The organism is Inquilinus sp. YAF38, assembly GCF_052113205.1.
Taxonomy (GTDB): Bacteria; Pseudomonadota; Alphaproteobacteria; order DSM-16000; family Inquilinaceae; genus Inquilinus.
The window spans coordinates 16567-33905 of the sequence record NZ_JBFRCU010000063.1 but is presented as its reverse complement, the minus strand read 5'-3'; the positions used below and the strand labels follow the sequence as shown (position 1 = coordinate 33905).

The window sequence follows — 17339 nt, the reverse complement described above, 5'->3', positions numbered from 1 at the left end:
ATGCCCCGAGCCGAGAATTGGGACTGAGCATGAGCGACACGCCTTCCCGCCAGATCGTCGACGGCTTCGTCGGCGCCATCGGCAACACGCCGCTGATCCGCCTCGCCCGCCTGTCGGAGGAGACGGGCTGCGAGATCCTGGGCAAGGCGGAGTTCCTGAACCCCGGCGGCTCGGTCAAGGACCGGGCGGCGCTGGCGATCATCCGCGATGCCGAGGCACGCGGCACGCTGAAGCCGGGYGGCACCATCGTCGAGGGCACGGCCGGCAACACCGGCATCGGGCTGGCGTTGGTCGGCCGGGCGCTGGGCTATCGCAGCGTCATCGTGCTGCCGCGGACCCAGAGCCAGGAGAAGAAGGACGCGATCCGCCTGGCCGGCGCCCGGTTGGTCGAGGTCGACGCCGTCCCCTACAAGGACCCGAACAACTACGTCCACTACTCCGGGCGCTTGGCCGCCGAGCTGGCGCAGACCGAGCCGAACGGCGCGATCTGGGCCAACCAGTTCGACAACGTCGCCAACCGCGACGGCCATTACCAGACCACCGGGCCGGAGATCTGGCAGCAGACCGGCGGCAAGGTCGACGGCTTTACCTGCGCCGTCGGCACCGGCGGCACGCTGGCCGGCGTCGCCCTGGCGCTGAAGGAGCGCGATCCGAAGGTGCAGATCGCCCTGACCGACCCGCTGGGGGCGGCGCTGTACAACTGGTATGAGCATGGCGAGCTGAAGGCCGAGGGCAGCTCGATCACCGAGGGCATCGGCCAGGGCCGGGTGACGAAGAACCTGGAAGGCATGCCGCTCGACTGGGCGCAGCAGGCGACCGACGAGGAGGCGTTGAAGATCCTGTTCGGCCTGGCCCGGGATGAAGGCCTACTGCTGGGCGGGTCGACCGGCATCAACCTGGCCGGCGCGGTGAAGATGGCGCGGCGGATGGGGCCGGGCCACACCATCGTCACCATCCTGGCCGATCACGGCAGCCGCTATCAGTCCAAGCTCTACAATCCGGACTTCCTGCGCGAGAAGGGATTGCCGGAACCCGACTGGCTGGAGACCAGCGCATGACCGAATTGCTGTTCCGCGACGACGCCTATGCCCGCGAGACGACGGCCACCGTGGTTGCCGCGGCGCCGGACGGCATCGTCCTGGACCGGACCGTGTTCTACGCCACCGCCGGCGGCCAGCCGGGCGACAGCGGCACGATCCGCTGGGCCGGCGGCGAGGCGATGGTGGCCGAAGCCCGCAAGGGCGCGACTCCGGACGAGGTCCGTCACGTCGCGGCCGAGGGTGCCGCCCTGCCCGCCCCCGGCATGCCGGTCGAGTTGGCGCTGGACTGGGAGCGGCGTTATCGCCACATGCGGATGCACACCGCGCTGCACCTGCTGTGCGTCGCCGTGCCCGGCGACGTCACCGGCGGCCAGATCGGCGCCGAGCGCAGCCGGCTGGACTTCAACCTGCCGGGCGACGCGCTGGACGCCGCGGCGATCACCGCCCGGCTGAACGAGCTGGTCGCGGCCGCCCTGCCGATCGGGACCGAGTGGATCACCGATGAGGAGATGGCGGCGCGGCCGGAGCTGGTGCGGACCATGTCGGTCAAGCCGCCGAGCGGCTTCGGCCGCGTCCGGCTGGTGCGGATCGGCGACGCCGCCGCGCCGATCGACCTGCAGCCCTGCGGCGGCACCCATGTCCGCAACACCGCGGAGATCGGCCCGCTGGCGATCGCCAAGATCGAGAACAAGGGCAAGCAGAACCGCCGGGTCGTCCTCACCTTCGCAGGCGAAGCATGAACACCATCGTCTCGACCACCTGGCTGGCCGACCATCTCGACGATCCGGATGTCCGCATCGTCGACGCCACCTATCACCTGCCAGGCACCAACCGCGACGCCGCGGCGGAGTTCGCCGAGGAGCGCATCCCCGGCGCCGTCTTCTTCGATGTCGACGACATCGCGGCGCCGGAGAGCAAGGCGCCGGGCGGGCTGCCGCACATGCTGCCGCCGCCCGGGCTGTTCGCCGAGCGGATGGCGGCTCTGGGCATCGGCAATGACAGCTTCGTCGTCTGCTACGACGTGCATGGGTTGATGAGCGCGGCCCGCGCCTGGTGGATGTTGCGCGCCTTCGGCCATGATGGCGTGGCGGTGCTGGATGGCGGGCTGCCGGCCTGGAAGGCCGAGGGCCGGCGGCTGGAGACCGGCATGCCGAAGGCTCCCGCCCCGGCGCGCTTCACCCCGCATCCGCGGCCGGCGCTGGTGCGCGGCAAGGCCGAGGTGCTGGCCGGCCGGGTCGGCACGGTGATCGACGCCCGGGCGCGCGAGCGCTTCGAGGGCTCGGCACCGGAGCCGCGGCCCGGCCTGCGCGGCGGCCATATCCCGGGCGCGCTGAACCTGCCCTTCGGCGAGATCTTGGACCCGGCGACCAAGACCCTGCTGCCGCCGGAAGACATCGCCGCGCGCTTCGCCGCCGCCGGCCTGCCGGAGAGCGGTCCGGTGACGGCGAGCTGCGGCAGCGGCATCACCGCCTGCGTCCTGGCGCTCGGCCTGCACCGAATCGGGCGCGAGGATGCGGCGGTCTATGACGGATCCTGGGCCGAATGGGGCATGCCGGGGGACACGCCGGTCGAGACCGGCCCGGCGCGGACGCGGCCATGAGCGCCGTGCCGGAGCTGACGGTCACCGTCACCCAGCTGGAGATGACGGCCAAGCCGCTGCGCAATCCGCCGCCTCCGCCCCTGGCCCGGCACCTCTTGATGCGGGCCGAGCCGGCGACCGTGTCCTTCTATCGCTATCTCTACGACACGGTCGGCGCCAACTGGCTGTGGACCGACCGGCGGGAATGGGATGATGACCGGCTGGCCGAGCGGCTGAACGACGAGCGCACCGGCGTCTATGTGCTGTATCTCGACGGCACGCCGGCCGGCTTCGGCGAGCTGTTCCAGGCCGAAGGCGACGCCACCGACCTGGCCTATTTCGGGCTGATCCCGGAATTCATCGGCCGTCGGCTGGGACCGTTCCTGCTGTGGTCGCTGATCGACCTCGCCTGGGCGCGGCCGATCCGGCGGATGACGGTCGACACCTGCACCCTCGACCATCCGAAGGCCCTGGCCCACTACCAGCGCGCCGGCTTCGTGCCCTTTGCGCAGCGGACGGTGCACAAGCCCGACCCGCGCCTCACCGGTCTGCTGCCGCGGACGGCCGCGCCGCACATCCCCTTGGCGACCTAAGGTTTGAGCCAACCCTTTACTGTCATTGCCGGGCTTGACCCGGCAATCCAGAAGATGTCGACAGTCTCTGGATGCCCGGGTCAAGCCCGGGCATGACAATTTTGATGGAAGGTAAGGCTCTCAAACTATCCGGTCGGCTCAGAAGCCAAGAATGACGCCGGTGATCAGATTGGCGTTCTCGAAATCCTGGCCCGCGCGGAAGTTCTGCTTCTCGTAGATCACCTCGGCATAGGTGTTGAGGCCGGGAGCCAGCGTGTAGGTGACGTTGGCGCCGGCGATATGGTTGTCCTGGAGGTCGGTGCCGCTGGTGTATTGCGAGTCCAGGCCGTTGCCCTTGTCGGACCAGGTATAGGCGTAGGACAGCGACGCCAGGAACGGCCCCATCTGATAGCTGATGTCGCCGATGACGGTGTCGACCGGCTTGTCGGCGACGGCGATGCTCTCATTGTGAACCCAGTTCACGCTGGCATGAAAGTCCTGGTACCCGACTTGGCCGCCCAGCGTGTAGACCTCGAGGTCGTTGCCGTGCGGGTTGGCACCGGAGGCCGAGGTCTGGGTGCCGTGGCCATAGGCCGCCGTGCCCGCCGCCCGCACCGACCAGTCGCCGAATGTCTGCTTGTAGTTGACGCCGCCGGTGACGACGTTCTCGTAATAGGTCTCGTCATCGTCGAACAGGTCGTTGCGGCCGCCATTGCCGGCATGGTCGGCGCCGCCGACCACCGGCGTGAAGTCGACGGCGAAGCTGAAACCGCCGAACATCGGCGAGGTGTATTTGATCCGGGTGTCCTGATTGGTCAGCCCGGCGAGATAGGTGGCGTTGATCGAATAGAAGTTGCCGCCGCCCAGGGGAAAGTCACCGTCCAGCAACTCGCCGAAATCCATGGCGCCGGCGCCCATGTCGCCGACCAGGTCGTCATGGACATAGACATAGCCGATGTCGTCGGCGACCGTCGGCGCGTCACCGAGGGTCAGGGTGCCGAAGGCGCCCTTCAAATAGGTGTAGATGCGCGTGACGTTGACGTCGTCGCGGCGGTTGACCGAATCGAAGCGGATGCGGCCGCCGTATTCCAGGCCGGAATCGGTGACGTTCTTGACGTCGAAGATCACCCGCGCGTTGGACTGGAAGTCGTAGTCGCGGTCGAGGCTGCCGTGCTGGCTGTCGCTGAGCACCAGGGTCGACTGGAAGCCGATGAAGCCGCTGATCTTCAACTGAAGACCGGAGGTGACATTCGTGTCGGCCGCCGCAGCCGGCGTCGCGCCGACCAGCCCCATGGCGGCCAGCGCCGCCCCACCGAGAAGAACCTGCTTCACTTCCCCTCCTCCCGCCCCACCGTCGCGACCGCCCGCATCCGGATCGCCCTCATTGCCGGAGCCAGGCCCGCCGGGGGCCGTGAGAGACTGCACCAAGGAACATAGAAACGGAGTCTCCTACGGCGAGTTCCGCTCCGTCACGCAAGCTCGGGCGTGGAAACTCAACCGGTTCGAGAGACATCCGGACGGTAATCTTGCCGTAAGCTTCGGGCAACATCTATATACATTCGTGAATGTATGTAAATAATGCATGAGAAGGGCAATCCCGATCGAACACTGCCAACAAACAAAAAAGGATGCGCGGCCTGCAGAGCCGCGCATCCTCCTTCGACCGGACGTGACGTTTCAGCCTTCGAGGGGACGAGACAGAGACCGTTAGGAGTGGTCCGTCACGCCCGGTCTTCTCGAGCCAACCTTTCGGTCCGGGCTCGTCCGGGGTTGTTAGAACCCGAGGACGATACCGGTGCCGAGGCTGGCGGACTCCCACTCGGAACCCGCACGGAAGTTCTGCTTCTCGTAGAGCACCTCAGCATAGGTGTTGAGGCCCGGGGCCAGAGTGTAGGTCAGGTTGACACCGGCCATGTGGTTGTCCTTGAGGTCCTCGCCGCTGCCATAGGACGAGTTCAGGCCGTTGCCCTTGTCGGCCCAGGTGTAGGCGTAGGACGCCGACGCCAGGAACGGACCGAACTGGTAGCTGAGGTCGCCGATGATGGTGTCGACCGGCTTGTCGGCCTTCGCGGTCTGCTCGTTATGCGTCCAGTTCACGCTGGCGGTGATGCCGCCGGAACCGACCTGGCCGCCGAGGGTGTAGACCTCGAGGTCGTGGCCGTCCGGGTTGGCTCCGGAGAACGAAGTCCGAGTGCCATTGCCGGTGATGGCCGATGCGGCGACGCGGACCGACACGGAGTCGAAGGTCTGCTCGTAGTTGACGCCGGCACTGACGACGTTCTCGTAGACGGTCTCGTCGTCGTTGAACAGGTCGTTGCGGCCGCCGTTACCGGCATGGTCCGGACCACCGATCACCGGGGTGAAGTCGACGCCGAAGCTGAAGCCGTCGAAGGTCGGCGAGGTGTACTTGATGCGGGTGTCGGCGTTGCTCACGCCGGCGAGATAAGTCGCATCGATCGAGAAGAAGTCGCCGCCGCCGAGGAAGAAGTTGCCGTCGAGCAGGTCGCCGAAGCCGGCGCCCAGGCCCATGTCGCCGTTCAGCTGGTCATGCGCATAGACATAGCCGAAGTCGTCGGCCGTCGTCGGCGCGTTACCGAAGGTCACCTGACCGAAGGCGCCCTTCACATAGACGTAGGTGCGGTCGACGTCGACGTCGTCGCGGCGGTTGACCGAGCTGAAGCGGATGCGGCCGCCGTACTCCAGGCCGGAATCGGTGACGTTCTTGACGTCGAAGATCATCCGGGCGTTGGTCTGGAAGTCGTAGTCGCGGTCGAACTCATCGTTCTGGGTGTCGCCCAGCGACAGGGTCGCCTGGGACCCGACGAAGCCGCTGATCTTCAGCTGAAGACCGGACGTCACATTGGCGTCTTCCGCCGATGCCGGCATCGCGCCGATCAGGGCGGCGGCGACCAGCGCCGTGCCACCCAGCAGTACCTTCTTCATTCTTCCCTCCTATGCCCCACACCGATGCAGGGCGATTCGCTCAAGACGCATCTCGGCCCACCTGCTTGCCTGCCCCGTCTTGGCTGCCCATCGGGGCTTGCAGGCAGAACCCGACGCTGCCGGTCGGGCGATGGCGGCCGTGTCGAAAGCGAGTCCCCCGAAACGGCGCCGATCTGTGTCTTCGAAGGCACAGTCCGATCGGCTTTGGCGGCCGGCCGGATCGGTGCCCTGAGACTTCGGCGACCATAGTCCCGGCCTCGCAGACGCGGCAATCGCATTATACATCCTAGAATGTATGTAAGACGAAATCGCAACGAGCTGTGGCCGAACAGCCACACTCGGCTGTCGGCATCCGCTCCGGGATAGGATTGACGGTACCGCCGCTCAGCGGATCGCGATCGAGCCCAGGCTGCTCAAAGACGGCGATCGGCGGCTATTGGGCATGAAAACGGCCGGCGGGCAGCGCCTCACCGGCCTTGTTATGAAACGGGGCGCCGCCCGACGGCGGCGCCCTCCCCGTCAATGCGCCAGGATCTGGCTCAGGAACAGCTTGGTCCGCTCCGACTTCGGGTTCTTGAAGAACTCCTCGGGCTCGTTCTGCTCCACGATCTGGCCGCGGTCCATGAAGATCACCCGGTTCGCCACGGTGCGGGCGAAGCCCATCTCATGGGTGACGCAGATCATGGTGATGCCTTCGCGGGCCAGCTCGATCATGACGTCGAGCACTTCCTTGATCATCTCGGGGTCGAGCGCCGAGGTCGGCTCGTCGAACAGCAGGATCTTCGGCTTCATGCACAGCGAGCGGGCGATCGCCACACGCTGCTGCTGGCCGCCGGAGAGCTGGCCCGGGTACTTCTGCGCCTGCTCGGGGATCTTGACCCGCTTGAGGAAGTACATCGCCGTCTCCTCGGCCTCCTTCTTCGGGGTCTTGCGGACCCAGATCGGGGCGAGGGTCAGGTTCTCCAGCACCGTCAGATGCGGGAACAGGTTGAACTGCTGGAACACCATGCCGACCTCGCGGCGGATGGCGTCGATGTTCTTGACGTCGTTGGTCAGCTCGATGCCGTCGACGACGATCGAGCCCTTCTGGTGCTCCTCAAGCCGGTTCAGGCAGCGGATCAGGGTCGACTTGCCGGAGCCCGAGGGCCCGCAGATCACCACCTTCTCGCCCTTCTCGACGGCGAAGTTGATGTCCCTGAGGACATGGAACTCGCCATACCATTTGTTGACCCCGGACATCTGGATCAGGATTTCCGGCGCGGCGGCGGTCGCTTGTGGATTCACAGCCATTTTCATCTCTCCGTCAGCGGCGGCGCGTGCCCCGGCTCAGATAGGTTTCCAGACGCTGCGAGTATCGCGACATCGCGAAGCAGAAGACGAAGAACAGCAGCGCCACGAACAGATAGGCTTCCTTGTAGAACGGTCCCCAGATCGGATCGGACAGACCGAGGCGGGCGGCGCCCAGCAGGTCGAACAGGCCGACCATGATCACCAGCGTGGTGTCCATGAAGGCGCCGATGAAGGTGTTGACCAGCGCCGGGATCGAGATCCGGAGCGCCTGCGGCAGGATGATCATCCGCTGCTTCTGCCCGTAGCTGAGGCCGAGGCTGTCAGCCGCCTCGAACTGGCCCTTTGGAATTGCCTGCAGGCCGCCGCGGATCACCTCGGCGAGATAGGCGGCGGTGAACAGGATGATCGCGACCTGGGCCCGCAGCAGGTAGTTGAAGTTCCAGCCCTCCGGCAGGAACAGCGGGAACATCACCGACGCCATGAACAGCACGGTGATCAGCGGCACACCGCGCACCAGCTCGATATAGGATACGCACAGGGTCCGGATCGCCGGCATGTGCGACCGGCGGCCCAGCGCCAGCAGGACGGAGAGCGGGAAGGCCAGCGCCATGCCGATCATCGACAGGCCCAGCGTCAGCGGCAGGCCGCCCCACTTTCCGGTCTCGACCAGCGACAGCCCGGGAATCGGGACGTCGAAGAAGCCGAGCGGCACGGCGCCGTACATCAGGCTGATGGCGGCGATGACGACCACCACCCAGGCGACGATCAGGCGCTTGCCCCAGAAACGGCGCATGGTGCTGGCAACGGCGAGACCGATCAGCAGCGCCATGGCGACGATCGGCCGCCATTCCTCGCCATAGGGGTAGAGGCCGAAGAAGATCAGCCGGTACTTCTCCTCGACGAAGGCCCAGCAGGCGCCGGTTGCGGCGCGGCAGGCCGCCACCACGTCGGCCGGCGTCTGGTCCGGCGTCGCCGGGCCCCAGACCGGGTCGATCAGGGCCCATTGGACGAAGGGCGGGATCAGCCGGATCGCCAGATAGGCGATCAGCAGCGTCAGGATGGAGTTGAACCAGGAGTTGAACAGGTTCTGCCGGACCCAGGCGATCGGACCGGTGGTCGAGCCCGGCGGCGGTGCCGCCGGGATCTCCTGGGTGGCGACGAAAGGCTCGGTCAAGGCTCGGGTGATGCTGGCCATGATCAACGCTCCCGCAGCGCCATCTGGCGGTTGTAGATGTTCATACCGATCGAAATGGACAGGCTGATGAACAGATACACCGCCATGAAGATCGAGATCGCCTCGACCACCTGGCCGGTCTGGTTGCCGATGGTGTTGCCGATCGACACCAGGTCCGGATAGCCGATCACCACCGCCAGCGAGCTGTTCTTGGTGATGTTGAGATACTGGCTGGTCAGCGGCGGGATGATGGTGCGCAGCGCCTGCGGCAGCACGATGCGGCGCAGCGTGACGCCGGAATGCAGGCCGAGGGCGCGGGCCGCCTCGGTCTGGCCGTGCGACACGGCCAGGATGCCGCCGCGCACGATCTCGGCGATGAAGCCGGCGGTGTAGACGGTCAGGCCGATCACCATCGCCGCGAATTCCGGCGTCAGCGTCCAGCCGCCCTGGAAGTTGAAGCCCTTCAACTCCGGGATCTCGAAGGCCGCGGGCGCGCCGCCAACCAGCCAGACCACCAGCGGCAGGCCGATGAACAGGCCGAGCCCCACCCAGAAGCTGTGGAACGGCTGGCCGGTCGCGGCCTGACGCCGTCGGGCCCAGCGGGCGATGCCCCAGCCGATGGCCAGCGCCACCAGCGCCGCGATCAGCATCCACAGGAAGATCGGGTTGCTCTCGAGCGAAGGAACCTGGATGCCGCGATTGCTGATGAAGACGCCGGGCACCGGATTCGCCGCCTGGCGCGGCGGCGGGGCGCTGACCCGGATCAGACCGGCCCAGAGCAGCAGTTGCACGGTCAGCGGGATGTTGCGGACGAGGTCGACATAGCCGGCGGCCAGCTTGGCCAGCAGCCAGTTCGAGGACAGCTTGCTGACGCCGACCACGAGCCCCAGCAGGGTCGCGAGGATGATGCCGAGGACCGAGACCTGCAGCGTGTTCACCAGCCCGACCAGGAAGGCGCGGGCATAGGGGTCGCTGGGCGAATAGGAGATCGGCGTCTCGGAGATGGCGAAGCCGGCTTCGCGCGTCAGGAAGCCGTAGCCCGTCTGGATGCCGCGCACCTCGCGGTTGTGGATCAGGTTGGAGACCAGGAACCAGCCGATTCCGACGACCACCAGCAACAGCACAACCTGGTAGAAAATCGCCCGGAGTCTGGGGTCGTTGATAGCGGATCCACGGCGCACGGCAGTTCCTGCCGCGGCAACGTCCATGGTCATTGCGTCACACCTCGCTCAAACCGCCCTGTCGCTTCTTCTTGGCCCGAAGGATCCCAGGCCCCGAAAACAATACCGCCGACCCGTTGCGGGGTCGGCGGCATCATCGCTGGTTACCGGATCGGGGGCGCGTATTGCAGGCCGCCCTGGGTCCACAGCGCGTTCAGGCCGCGCTTGAGGCCCAGCGGAGTCTTCTCGCCGACATTGCGCTCGAACATCTCGCCGTAATTGCCGACCAGCTTGATGGCGTTGTAGGCCCAGGTCTCCGGCAGGCCGAGCGCCTCGCCCATGCCCGGGGTCTTGCCCAGCAGGCGCTGGATCGTCGGGTCCGGGGAATCGGCGAAGCTGTCGATGTTCGCGCTGGTGACGCCGCTCTCCTCGGCCTGGACCTGGGCGAAGAACACCCAGCGGGTGATGTCGGCCCACTGGTCGTCGCCCTGCCGCACGGCGATCGCCAGCGGCTCCTTGGAGATGATCTCCGGCAGGATGAGGTAGTCGTCCGGCTTCGGCGCCTTGGCGGCGCGGGTGCCGGCAAGGCCCGAGGCGTCGGTGGTGTAGGCGTCGCAGCGGCCGGAGAAGAAGGCGGCCTCGACATCCTCCAGCTTCTCGATCACGACCGGCTTGAAGTCCAGCTTGTTGGCGCGGAACCAGTCGGTCAGGTTCAGCTCGGTGGTGGTGCCAGGCTGGACGCAGATGGTGGCGCCGTTCAGCTCCTTCGCGCTCGACACGCCGAGCGACTTGTTCACCATGAAGCCCTGGCCATCATAGAAATTGGTGGCGGTGAAGGTCAGGCCGAGCGAGGTGTCACGCGACAGCGAGTAGGTGGTGTTGCGGGCCAGCACGTCGATTTCGCCCGACTGCAGCGCGGTGAATCGCACCTGGGCGTTCAGCGGGGTGAACTTGACCTTCTCGGGATCGCCGAACACCGCCGCGGCCAGGGCACGGCAGGTGTCGACGTCGATGCCGGCCCACTTGCCCTGGCTGTCCGCCAGGGCGAAACCGGCCAGGCTGGTGTTGACGCCGCATTGGATGAAACCGCGCTGCTTGACGGCATCAAACGTCGCGCCGGCCTGGGCCGAAGCGGTGAAGCCCGCCACGGCGACGACCGCAGCCCCCGCCGCGAGCAGAGTACGAACCTTCATGAAACCTCCCCTTTTTGCTCCGGCCTTCGCCGGAGCGAAACCGCAAGATCGTCCCGGCAGCACGCTGCCGGGGGAGGGTCATTTAATGGAACATCATGGATAAATGCACGGGTTTTTTGGTTTGCCGCTGCCGGCGAACCACTGGGATATGGTATTTCAATCAAACGCCGTCCGCACTGCGTGCTTTCCGAATAATCATCCGACCAATCCACGCGCAGCGGATTGATCGTTCTTTCGCCATCAGGCGCGCGACCTTGCCCCACGGCCGGATCACCGACGGGCCGCGACCGGATGTATCGTGACAATCGGCAAGAATAGCCGGCGGGTCGACTTCCCGCAGTCAGCGCAGCAGCCCATCGAGGAAACCGCCGACCACGCGGTCGCGGTCGATCCGGGTCGCCACCCGCACGGCGGGCCGCCCGGCCGCGCCCCGCTCCTCGGGAACACCCCGGCGGTCGGCCAGGGTCATGCCGCGGGTCAGGTCGCCGCTGAGCTCGACCCGGACCGGCCAGTCGGTGTAGTCGGCGAGGCCGGGATCGAGCAGCAGCATCGCCGCCGCCGGATCGTGCAGGGCGCAGCCGCGGATGCCGTAGCGGCTATGATAGAAGCCGACATAATGCTGCAGGATCGACCAGGCGAAGCGCCCGCGCGGCCGGGAATCGGCCTCGATCCGCGCCAGCTCGGCCGCGCCCAGCCAGGCAGTCATGGTGACGTCGAGCCCGACCAAAGTGACCGGCCAGGCGGCGGCGAACACCGCCTCCGCCGCCTCCGGGTCGTGGAAGATGTTGGCTTCGGCCGCGGCGGTGATGTTGCCCGGCACCGTCACCGCGCCGCCCATCACCACCACACGGTCGACCAGCCGCGGCAGATCGGGCTCGAGATGCAGCGCCAGCGCCAGGTTGGTCAGCGGCCCGGTGGCCAGGATGGTGCAGGCGCCGGGCTCGGCCCGCGCCAGGCGGACCAACTGCTCGGCCGCGGTCTCGGCCACGAAGGGCCGCAGCGGCGCCTTCGGCCCGTGGCCGCCGAGCCCGTCATCGCCATGGACATGGCCGCTGATGCTGACCGGTTGGGCCAGCGGCGCCGCCGCCCCGACGGCAACCGGGACATGGCTCAGCCCGACCAGATCGAAGACGTGCTGCGCGTTGGCGGCGGCGATCTCGGCATGGGCGTTGCCGTGCACGCTGCCCAGCGCCGCGATTTCCACCCCCGGCCGGTCTGCCAGCCACAGGATGGCCAGCGCATCGTCGATGCCGACGTCGCAGTCGAGGATGATCTTCGGCATCGGCTGGGTCCTTATCGGTCGCGAATCCCTCGACCATAGCGCGGGGCGCAGAGCGCCGCGACGGGCTGGATGCCGGGCTCAGTCCATGCCACTCTCGCCGCCCCTGCCCTGCCGGACCCGCTGGAGACGATGCCGACCCCGCAAGCCCATCCCTGGCTCGAACCCCTCTGGGTCCGGCTGCTGATCGTCGTCTTCCTGATCGCCGCCCTGGCGGCGGAATTCCTGTGGCTGGGCGACCGGCTTTGGCTGTTCCTGTGGGGCGCCGCGCTGGTCTACGCGATCTGGGACTTCTTCCTGCGCGGGGTCTACGGCAAGCCGAAGGCGTGACGTTGATGCGTCGTCACTTGGCTTCCGCCGCAGCCTGCGCGGCGTGACAGGCTCGCAATCGACGGAAGACCTCGCGAGCCGGAACGCTGGCGCCCGGATCGGCGAAAGCCTCCTCGACCTTCTCCTTCAACCGTTCGCTGATGGCCTTCTCCGTCCGGTCAATCGCCATCACACCGCCTTCCCGCCCTCCGTCTCGAACAGGTGCAGCCGCTCGGGATCGAGGCTGATCGTCGTCGGCTCGTCCGGCCGGGCCGGGTAATGGGCGTCGACCTGGGCAGTGAACCTGACCCCTGCCACCTCGCCCAGGACCAGGGTGTGGGCGCCGAGCGGCTCGATCACCCGCGGGATGATCGGCAGCGTCACCGGCCCGGCGGCGCCGCCTGCGACATGCTCCGGCCGCAGGCCGATGGTGACGGCCAGGCCGTCGCGCCCGGCCAGCGCCGCGCGCTTGGCGGTCGGCACCGGCAGCACCGTGCCATCCGCCAGCCGCAAGCCGCCGTGGGCGATAAGCGTCGCGGGCAAAAAATTCATGCTCGGCGCCCCGATGAAGGCGGCGACGAACAGGTTGGCCGGGTGCTCATAGAGGGTCAGCGGCTCGGCCGCCTGCTCGATCCGGCCCTGGTTCATCACCACCACCCGGTCGGCCATGGTCATGGCCTCGACCTGGTCATGGGTGACGTAGACGATGGTGGTCTTCAGCCGCCGGTGCAGCGCCTTGATCTCGGCCCGCATCTCGATCCGCAGCTTGGCGTCGAGGTTGGACAGCGGCTCGTCGAACAGGAACACGTCGGGGTCGCGGACGATGGCGCGGCCGATGGCGACGCGCTGGCGCTGGCCGCCGGACAGCTGCTTCGGCCGGCGGTCGAGATAGGGATCGAGGCCGAGGATGCGCGCGGCGTTGGCGATCTTGGCCTCGATCTCGGCCTTCGGCTCGCCGCGCACCTTCATGCCGTAGCCGATGTTCTCGCGCACGGTCATGTGCGGGTAGAGGGCGTAGTTCTGGAACACCATGGCGCAGTTGCGGAGCCCGGGCCGAAGCTGGGTGACGTCGCGGTCCCCGATCCGGATGGTGCCGCCGCTCGCCGCCTCCAGCCCGGCGATCATGCGCAGCGTCGTGGTCTTGCCGCAGCCGGAGGGGCCGACCAGGACGACGAATTCGCGGTCCGCAACCTCGAGGTCGAGCGACGGGATGACGGGCACGTCGCCAAAGGCCTTGGTGACGGCTTCGAGTCTGACGCGGGCCATGATGTCCTTGGGTCTCGAGCTTCGGCGGGCCGCCCCGCCGCAATGCGCGGCGGGGCGGGCCCGGTCTACTTCTTGAGCGGCGGCAGGCCCATCGAGGCGCGATAGGCGGCAAGCTGGGTATCGCGGCCGAACTCGTCGGTCAGCTTGTTCCACTCCTGGGCGATGGTATCGAGTGCCTGCTGCGCCGTCACCTCACCCGCCAGCGCCTTGGACAGCTCGATCTCCAGCACCTCGGTGTAGGAGAAGTAGCCGGGGATGCGCATGTCGAGGGCCACATTCTTGGCCTCGAGGCTGCCGCGCTGCGCCGCCAGGTACTCGTCCGCCTCCTCCTTGGTCATCTTGGCCAGCCAGCGGTCGGGCGCGAAGTGGCTCAGGCGGTACGGGTTGACGCCGGAGCCGCCGGTCACCGTGGCGATGCCGCTGTTCTCCGGGTTCGAAACCCATTCGACGTAGTTCCACGCCGCCTCGACGTTCTTGCCCGACGTGGGCACGGCCGCCTGCCAGCCGCCGAAGGCCATGAAGGGCGAGAACACCGGCTGGTCGGACTTGTCCCAGGCCTTGGTCTTGTGGTTCCAGATCTCGGTCGACCCAGGCGTCAGCGCCGAGCCGACATGGCCGGCCACCTTGCTCTGGTCCTTGTCGGCGGCGATCACCCCGGTGTCGCCCCAGTCGAAGTTCATCGCCACCTGGCCGCCGGAGAAGGCGGTGCGGATGTCGCCGGAGGAGAAGTTCAGCGCGCCCGGCGGCGAGAACTTCACCGACTTGATGTAGTCATCCAGCGCCCTGGCCCAGCCGGGGTTGTTGACCGCCGCGTCCATGGTCTCCGGGTCGAAGAACATGCTGCCCGGATTCTGCGGGTCGTTGGTGTAGCTGGCAGCGTGGGTGAAGAAGAACCAGAACTGCTGGCCGCCGCGCCGGAACGCCTCCGCCGTGCCCCACAGCTTCTGGTCGGGCCGGGTGAAGAACTCGGCGATGTCGTAATATTCCTTCCAGGTCTTCGGCACAGCCAGGTCGTAGCCGTACTTGGCCTTGAACGCCTCCTTCTCCTTCGGGTTGTCGAACAGGTCCTTACGGTAGGACAGGGTGTGGAGGTCGCCGTCGATGGTCTGCGACAGGTGCTTGCCGTCCCACACCATCAGCCGGTCGCGATAGACCGGGGCGATGTCCGTCCAGTCCTTGCCCTGGCGCACCGATTCCGGCATCTCCGACAGGTAGGGCGAGAAGTCCGGCATCCAGGCCGGGGCGAAGGTGATGACGTCGAAGGTCGATTCACCAGCGGTCATCGCCGTCAGGTATTTCGGATACAGCTCGCCGAACGGGAACTCGACGACATTGACCTTGCCGCAGGTCTTCTGCTCCCAGGTCTTGGCCGCCATCTGCAGCGCAAGGGCGATGAACGGCCCGGTCTGCGACCCCGCGGTCAAGGTCACGCCGGAATAGTCCGGGTCGCAGGCCGCGGCGGCGGGGCCGTGGAGCGCCGCGGTCAGCGCCAGGGCGCCGGCGGCGGTGAAAAGCATGCTCTTCATTGTTGTTCCTCCCTGTATCGCGATCATCGGATGCTGCCCAGCAGCAGGCCTGATCGCATCAGCCTGGCCAGGAGAATCGCCATCACCATCATCGGGCCGATCGAGATCATGGCGGCGACCGAGATCGCCCACCATTCGTCGCCGCGGTAGGAGTTCTGCCCCGACAGCATGATCGGCAGGGTCTGCCAGCTGCCGGCGGTCAGCAGCAGCGAGAACAGGAACTCGTTCCAGACGAAGCTGAGCGTGATCATCGAGGTCGCGATCAGCCCGGGCCGCGCCATCGGCAGCACGATCTCGAGGAAGATGCGGAAGCGCGGTACGTCGTCGACCAGCGCCGCCTCCTCGATGTCGACCGGCAGCGCCTGGAAGAAGTCGCGCATCAGCCAGACCACGATCGGCAGCGAGAACGCCGTGTAGCACAGCGTCATGCCCCAGAAGCTGTCGAGCAGGGGAAAACCGGCCTTGCCGATTTCGGAATAGAGCAGGTAGAGGGCGAAGGCGGTGACGATCGGCGGGAACATGCGCTGGCTGACGAACCAGAACACGACGTCGTCATTGCCCAGCACCGGGCCCGGCAGGCGCAGCGCGTTGAGCGCGATCGACACCGCCAGCGCCGCCACCAGCGCGCCACCCAGCGCCGGCACCCGCTTCAGCCCCAGCACGTTCTGCAGCAGCAGGAAGCCACCGATCGCGACCACGGCGAAGGCGACGCCGGCCAGCAGCCGGACCTGGAACGGGAAGCGCACCAGCGCATAGGCGGCCATCGACCCCAGGGCCACCGACAGCGCCGTCGCCGCCAGCCCGATCAGGGTGGAGTTGACGAAGGGCGTGATGAAGTTGCCGCGCACGCCCGACAGGGCGTCGATCCAGGCCTGCAGGGTCGGCTCGAAGTCGATCCAGGGCAGGTAGGTCGGGCCGCCGCTGACCGCGGTCGGCGACTTGAACGAGGTGATCAGCGTCCAGTAGATCGGGAACATCGTCACCACGAACCAGCCCAGGCAGAGCAGGAAGACCAGGCCGCGCTTCGTGCCGCCGCGCTGGAGATCGCTCATCGCTGCTTCTCCAGATGCGGCTTCAGGATCGCGAGATAGATCGCGCCGAAGACGGTGATGACGATCAGAAACAGGAAGCTCAGCGCCGAGGTGTAACCCAGGTTGAACTTCTTGAACCCTTCCTGGTAGGCGAACAGGGTCAGGGTCTCGGTCGACACGCCGGGGCCGCCGCCGGTCAGCACGAAGACCGTGTCGATGATCTTGAAGCCCTCGATGATGCGGATGAACACGACCGCGGCCGAGATCGGCAGCAGCATCGGGAAGGTGATGCCCCAGAACTGCTGCCAGGCGCTGGCATTCTCCAGCTGCGCCGCCTCGTAGACGTCCTGCGGCAGGCTCTGCAGCCCGGCCAGCATCATCAGGATGACGAAGGGCGTCCACTGCCAGACCTCGACCGCGATGATGGTGCCCAGCGCCCAGGTGGCATTGGTCAGGAACGGCAGGTTCGGCAGGCCGAACTGGGTGAACAGGTCGTTGATCGGGCCGACGGTGGAATGGAACAGCATGCGGCCGACCAGCGACACCGCGATCGGCGCCATCAGCATCGGCAGCAGGAAGCCGACGCGGAACAGACGCTCGCCCGGAATTTTGCTATGCAGCGCCAGCGCGATGGCGAAGCCGAGCACGTACTGGACCGAGACCGAGATGAAGACCACGGTCGCGGTCGTCCGCACGGTGGCCCAGAAGCGCGGATTGGCGAGCAGCGAGGCGTAGTTGTCGAGCCCGACGAAGCGCGGCGGCAGCGGCGGCACCAGCCGCATGCTCTGGAAGCTGATCGTCAGCGAGTAGATGAGGGGGAAGATGCCGACCAGCAGCACGACCAGGAAAGCCGGCCAGATGAAGGCGTGCTTGATCGGCTCCCGCAAGTTCCCCCCTTGCCGGCGCTGATTGTCGCGCCGCTTCGTTGACTTGTCGTACGTTATGGTGACTCGCCCCGCCGGCGCAACCGGCGGAAC

Annotated in this window: 17 protein-coding genes; 5 read left to right on the top strand and 12 right to left on the bottom strand. The window is 67.1% G+C overall.

Annotated features, from left to right (window positions below; all coding sequences use genetic code 11):
• Positions 1 to 29: 29 nt before the first annotated feature.
• From AB4Z01_RS24465 to AB4Z01_RS24450, 4 genes are read left to right on the top strand one after another with little or no spacing between them, the layout of a single operon-like run.
• A complete protein-coding gene (locus tag AB4Z01_RS24465) occupies positions 30 to 1058 on the top strand; it encodes a cysteine synthase A (RefSeq protein ID WP_441698435.1) in 1029 nt (342 codons plus the stop codon).
• On the top strand, positions 1055 to 1780 hold the full coding sequence (locus AB4Z01_RS24460) for an alanyl-tRNA editing protein (protein WP_441698433.1): 726 nt from the start codon (positions 1055 to 1057) through the stop codon (positions 1778 to 1780). Before AB4Z01_RS24465 ends, AB4Z01_RS24460 begins: the two co-directional genes overlap by 4 nt.
• A complete protein-coding gene (locus AB4Z01_RS24455; RefSeq protein ID WP_441698431.1) occupies positions 1777 to 2640 on the top strand; it encodes a sulfurtransferase in 864 nt (287 codons plus the stop codon). Before AB4Z01_RS24460 ends, AB4Z01_RS24455 begins: the two co-directional genes overlap by 4 nt.
• On the top strand, positions 2637 to 3212 hold the full coding sequence (locus AB4Z01_RS24450) for a GNAT family N-acetyltransferase (protein ID WP_441698429.1): 576 nt from the start codon (positions 2637 to 2639) through the stop codon (positions 3210 to 3212). The genes AB4Z01_RS24455 and AB4Z01_RS24450 overlap by 4 nt, the downstream gene beginning before the upstream one ends.
• 138 nt (positions 3213 to 3350) lie before the next feature.
• Here the strand turns inward: AB4Z01_RS24450 and AB4Z01_RS24445 are convergent, their stop codons facing one another.
• The 7 genes from AB4Z01_RS24445 to AB4Z01_RS24415 all read right to left on the bottom strand — a co-directional run bounded on the left by AB4Z01_RS24445 (position 3351) and on the right by AB4Z01_RS24415 (position 12233).
• On the bottom strand, positions 3351 to 4523 hold the full coding sequence (locus AB4Z01_RS24445; protein WP_441698428.1) for a porin: 1173 nt from the start codon (positions 4521 to 4523) through the stop codon (positions 3351 to 3353).
• Positions 4524 to 4964: 441 nt separating this feature from the next.
• Entirely contained in the window at positions 4965 to 6134 is a 1170-nt protein-coding gene (locus tag AB4Z01_RS24440) for a porin (RefSeq protein ID WP_441698426.1), read from the bottom strand.
• Between the two features lie 519 nt (positions 6135 to 6653).
• Entirely contained in the window at positions 6654 to 7424 is a 771-nt protein-coding gene (locus tag AB4Z01_RS24435; RefSeq protein WP_429230062.1) for an amino acid ABC transporter ATP-binding protein, read from the bottom strand.
• 13 nt (positions 7425 to 7437) lie between these two features.
• The gene (locus tag AB4Z01_RS24430; RefSeq protein WP_441698424.1) at positions 7438 to 8619 is read right to left on the bottom strand and encodes an amino acid ABC transporter permease; all 1182 of its coding nucleotides are present in this window, start codon (positions 8617 to 8619) and stop codon (positions 7438 to 7440) included.
• A 2-nt stretch (positions 8620 to 8621) separates the two neighbouring features.
• Positions 8622 to 9779, bottom strand: a complete 1158-nt coding sequence (locus tag AB4Z01_RS24425) for an amino acid ABC transporter permease (RefSeq protein WP_441698422.1) — start codon at positions 9777 to 9779, stop codon at positions 8622 to 8624.
• A 143-nt stretch (positions 9780 to 9922) separates the two neighbouring features.
• Positions 9923 to 10951 carry an amino acid ABC transporter substrate-binding protein gene (locus tag AB4Z01_RS24420; RefSeq protein ID WP_429230065.1) on the bottom strand — a complete coding sequence of 343 codons (1029 nt, stop codon included), beginning with the start codon at positions 10949 to 10951 and terminating at the stop codon, positions 9923 to 9925.
• A gap of 340 nt (positions 10952 to 11291) precedes the next feature.
• Positions 11292 to 12233, bottom strand: coding sequence for a nucleoside hydrolase (locus tag AB4Z01_RS24415; RefSeq protein WP_441698420.1), 942 nt, complete (start codon positions 12231 to 12233; stop codon positions 11292 to 11294).
• A gap of 69 nt (positions 12234 to 12302) precedes the next feature.
• Here AB4Z01_RS24415 and AB4Z01_RS24410 point away from each other — a divergent pair, with 69 nt between their 5' ends.
• On the top strand, positions 12303 to 12560 hold the full coding sequence (locus AB4Z01_RS24410; RefSeq protein WP_441698418.1) for a hypothetical protein: 258 nt from the start codon (positions 12303 to 12305) through the stop codon (positions 12558 to 12560).
• 13 nt (positions 12561 to 12573) lie between these two features.
• Here AB4Z01_RS24410 and AB4Z01_RS24405 read toward each other — a convergent pair whose 3' ends face one another.
• From AB4Z01_RS24405 to AB4Z01_RS24385, 5 genes are all read right to left on the bottom strand, one after another.
• Entirely contained in the window at positions 12574 to 12729 is a 156-nt protein-coding gene (locus tag AB4Z01_RS24405) for a hypothetical protein (protein ID WP_441698416.1), read from the bottom strand.
• Positions 12729 to 13805 carry an ABC transporter ATP-binding protein gene (locus AB4Z01_RS24400; RefSeq protein ID WP_441698414.1) on the bottom strand — a complete coding sequence of 359 codons (1077 nt, stop codon included), beginning with the start codon at positions 13803 to 13805 and terminating at the stop codon, positions 12729 to 12731. Before AB4Z01_RS24400 ends, AB4Z01_RS24405 begins: the two co-directional genes overlap by 1 nt.
• Before the next feature lie 65 nt (positions 13806 to 13870).
• Positions 13871 to 15331 carry an extracellular solute-binding protein gene (locus tag AB4Z01_RS24395; protein ID WP_441698412.1) on the bottom strand — a complete coding sequence of 487 codons (1461 nt, stop codon included), beginning with the start codon at positions 15329 to 15331 and terminating at the stop codon, positions 13871 to 13873.
• Between the two features lie 23 nt (positions 15332 to 15354).
• Positions 15355 to 16383 carry a carbohydrate ABC transporter permease gene (locus AB4Z01_RS24390; RefSeq protein ID WP_441698410.1) on the bottom strand — a complete coding sequence of 343 codons (1029 nt, stop codon included), beginning with the start codon at positions 16381 to 16383 and terminating at the stop codon, positions 15355 to 15357.
• Positions 16380 to 17249 (bottom strand): carbohydrate ABC transporter permease, encoded by an 870-nt coding sequence (locus AB4Z01_RS24385; protein ID WP_441698408.1) that lies wholly within the window; start codon positions 17247 to 17249, stop codon positions 16380 to 16382. Before AB4Z01_RS24385 ends, AB4Z01_RS24390 begins: the two co-directional genes overlap by 4 nt.
• Between the last annotated feature and the right edge of the window lie 90 nt (positions 17250 to 17339).

Coding starts and splice junctions, on each gene's coding strand:
- AB4Z01_RS24460 (WP_441698433.1), top strand. CDS start 1,055: ATGACCGAATTGCTGTTCCGCGACGACGCCTATGCCCGCGAGACGACG.
- AB4Z01_RS24455 (WP_441698431.1), top strand. CDS start 1,777: ATGAACACCATCGTCTCGACCACCTGGCTGGCCGACCATCTCGACGAT.
- AB4Z01_RS24450 (WP_441698429.1), top strand. CDS start 2,637: ATGAGCGCCGTGCCGGAGCTGACGGTCACCGTCACCCAGCTGGAGATG.
- AB4Z01_RS24440 (WP_441698426.1), bottom strand. CDS start 6,134: ATGAAGAAGGTACTGCTGGGTGGCACGGCGCTGGTCGCCGCCGCCCTG.
- AB4Z01_RS24435 (WP_429230062.1), bottom strand. CDS start 7,424: ATGGCTGTGAATCCACAAGCGACCGCCGCCGCGCCGGAAATCCTGATC.
- AB4Z01_RS24430 (WP_441698424.1), bottom strand. CDS start 8,619: ATGGCCAGCATCACCCGAGCCTTGACCGAGCCTTTCGTCGCCACCCAG.
- AB4Z01_RS24420 (WP_429230065.1), bottom strand. CDS start 10,951: ATGAAGGTTCGTACTCTGCTCGCGGCGGGGGCTGCGGTCGTCGCCGTG.
- AB4Z01_RS24415 (WP_441698420.1), bottom strand. CDS start 12,233: ATGCCGAAGATCATCCTCGACTGCGACGTCGGCATCGACGATGCGCTG.
- AB4Z01_RS24410 (WP_441698418.1), top strand. CDS start 12,303: ATGCCGGGCTCAGTCCATGCCACTCTCGCCGCCCCTGCCCTGCCGGAC.
- AB4Z01_RS24405 (WP_441698416.1), bottom strand. CDS start 12,729: ATGGCGATTGACCGGACGGAGAAGGCCATCAGCGAACGGTTGAAGGAG.
- AB4Z01_RS24400 (WP_441698414.1), bottom strand. CDS start 13,805: ATGGCCCGCGTCAGACTCGAAGCCGTCACCAAGGCCTTTGGCGACGTG.
- AB4Z01_RS24395 (WP_441698412.1), bottom strand. CDS start 15,331: ATGAAGAGCATGCTTTTCACCGCCGCCGGCGCCCTGGCGCTGACCGCG.
- AB4Z01_RS24390 (WP_441698410.1), bottom strand. CDS start 16,383: ATGAGCGATCTCCAGCGCGGCGGCACGAAGCGCGGCCTGGTCTTCCTG.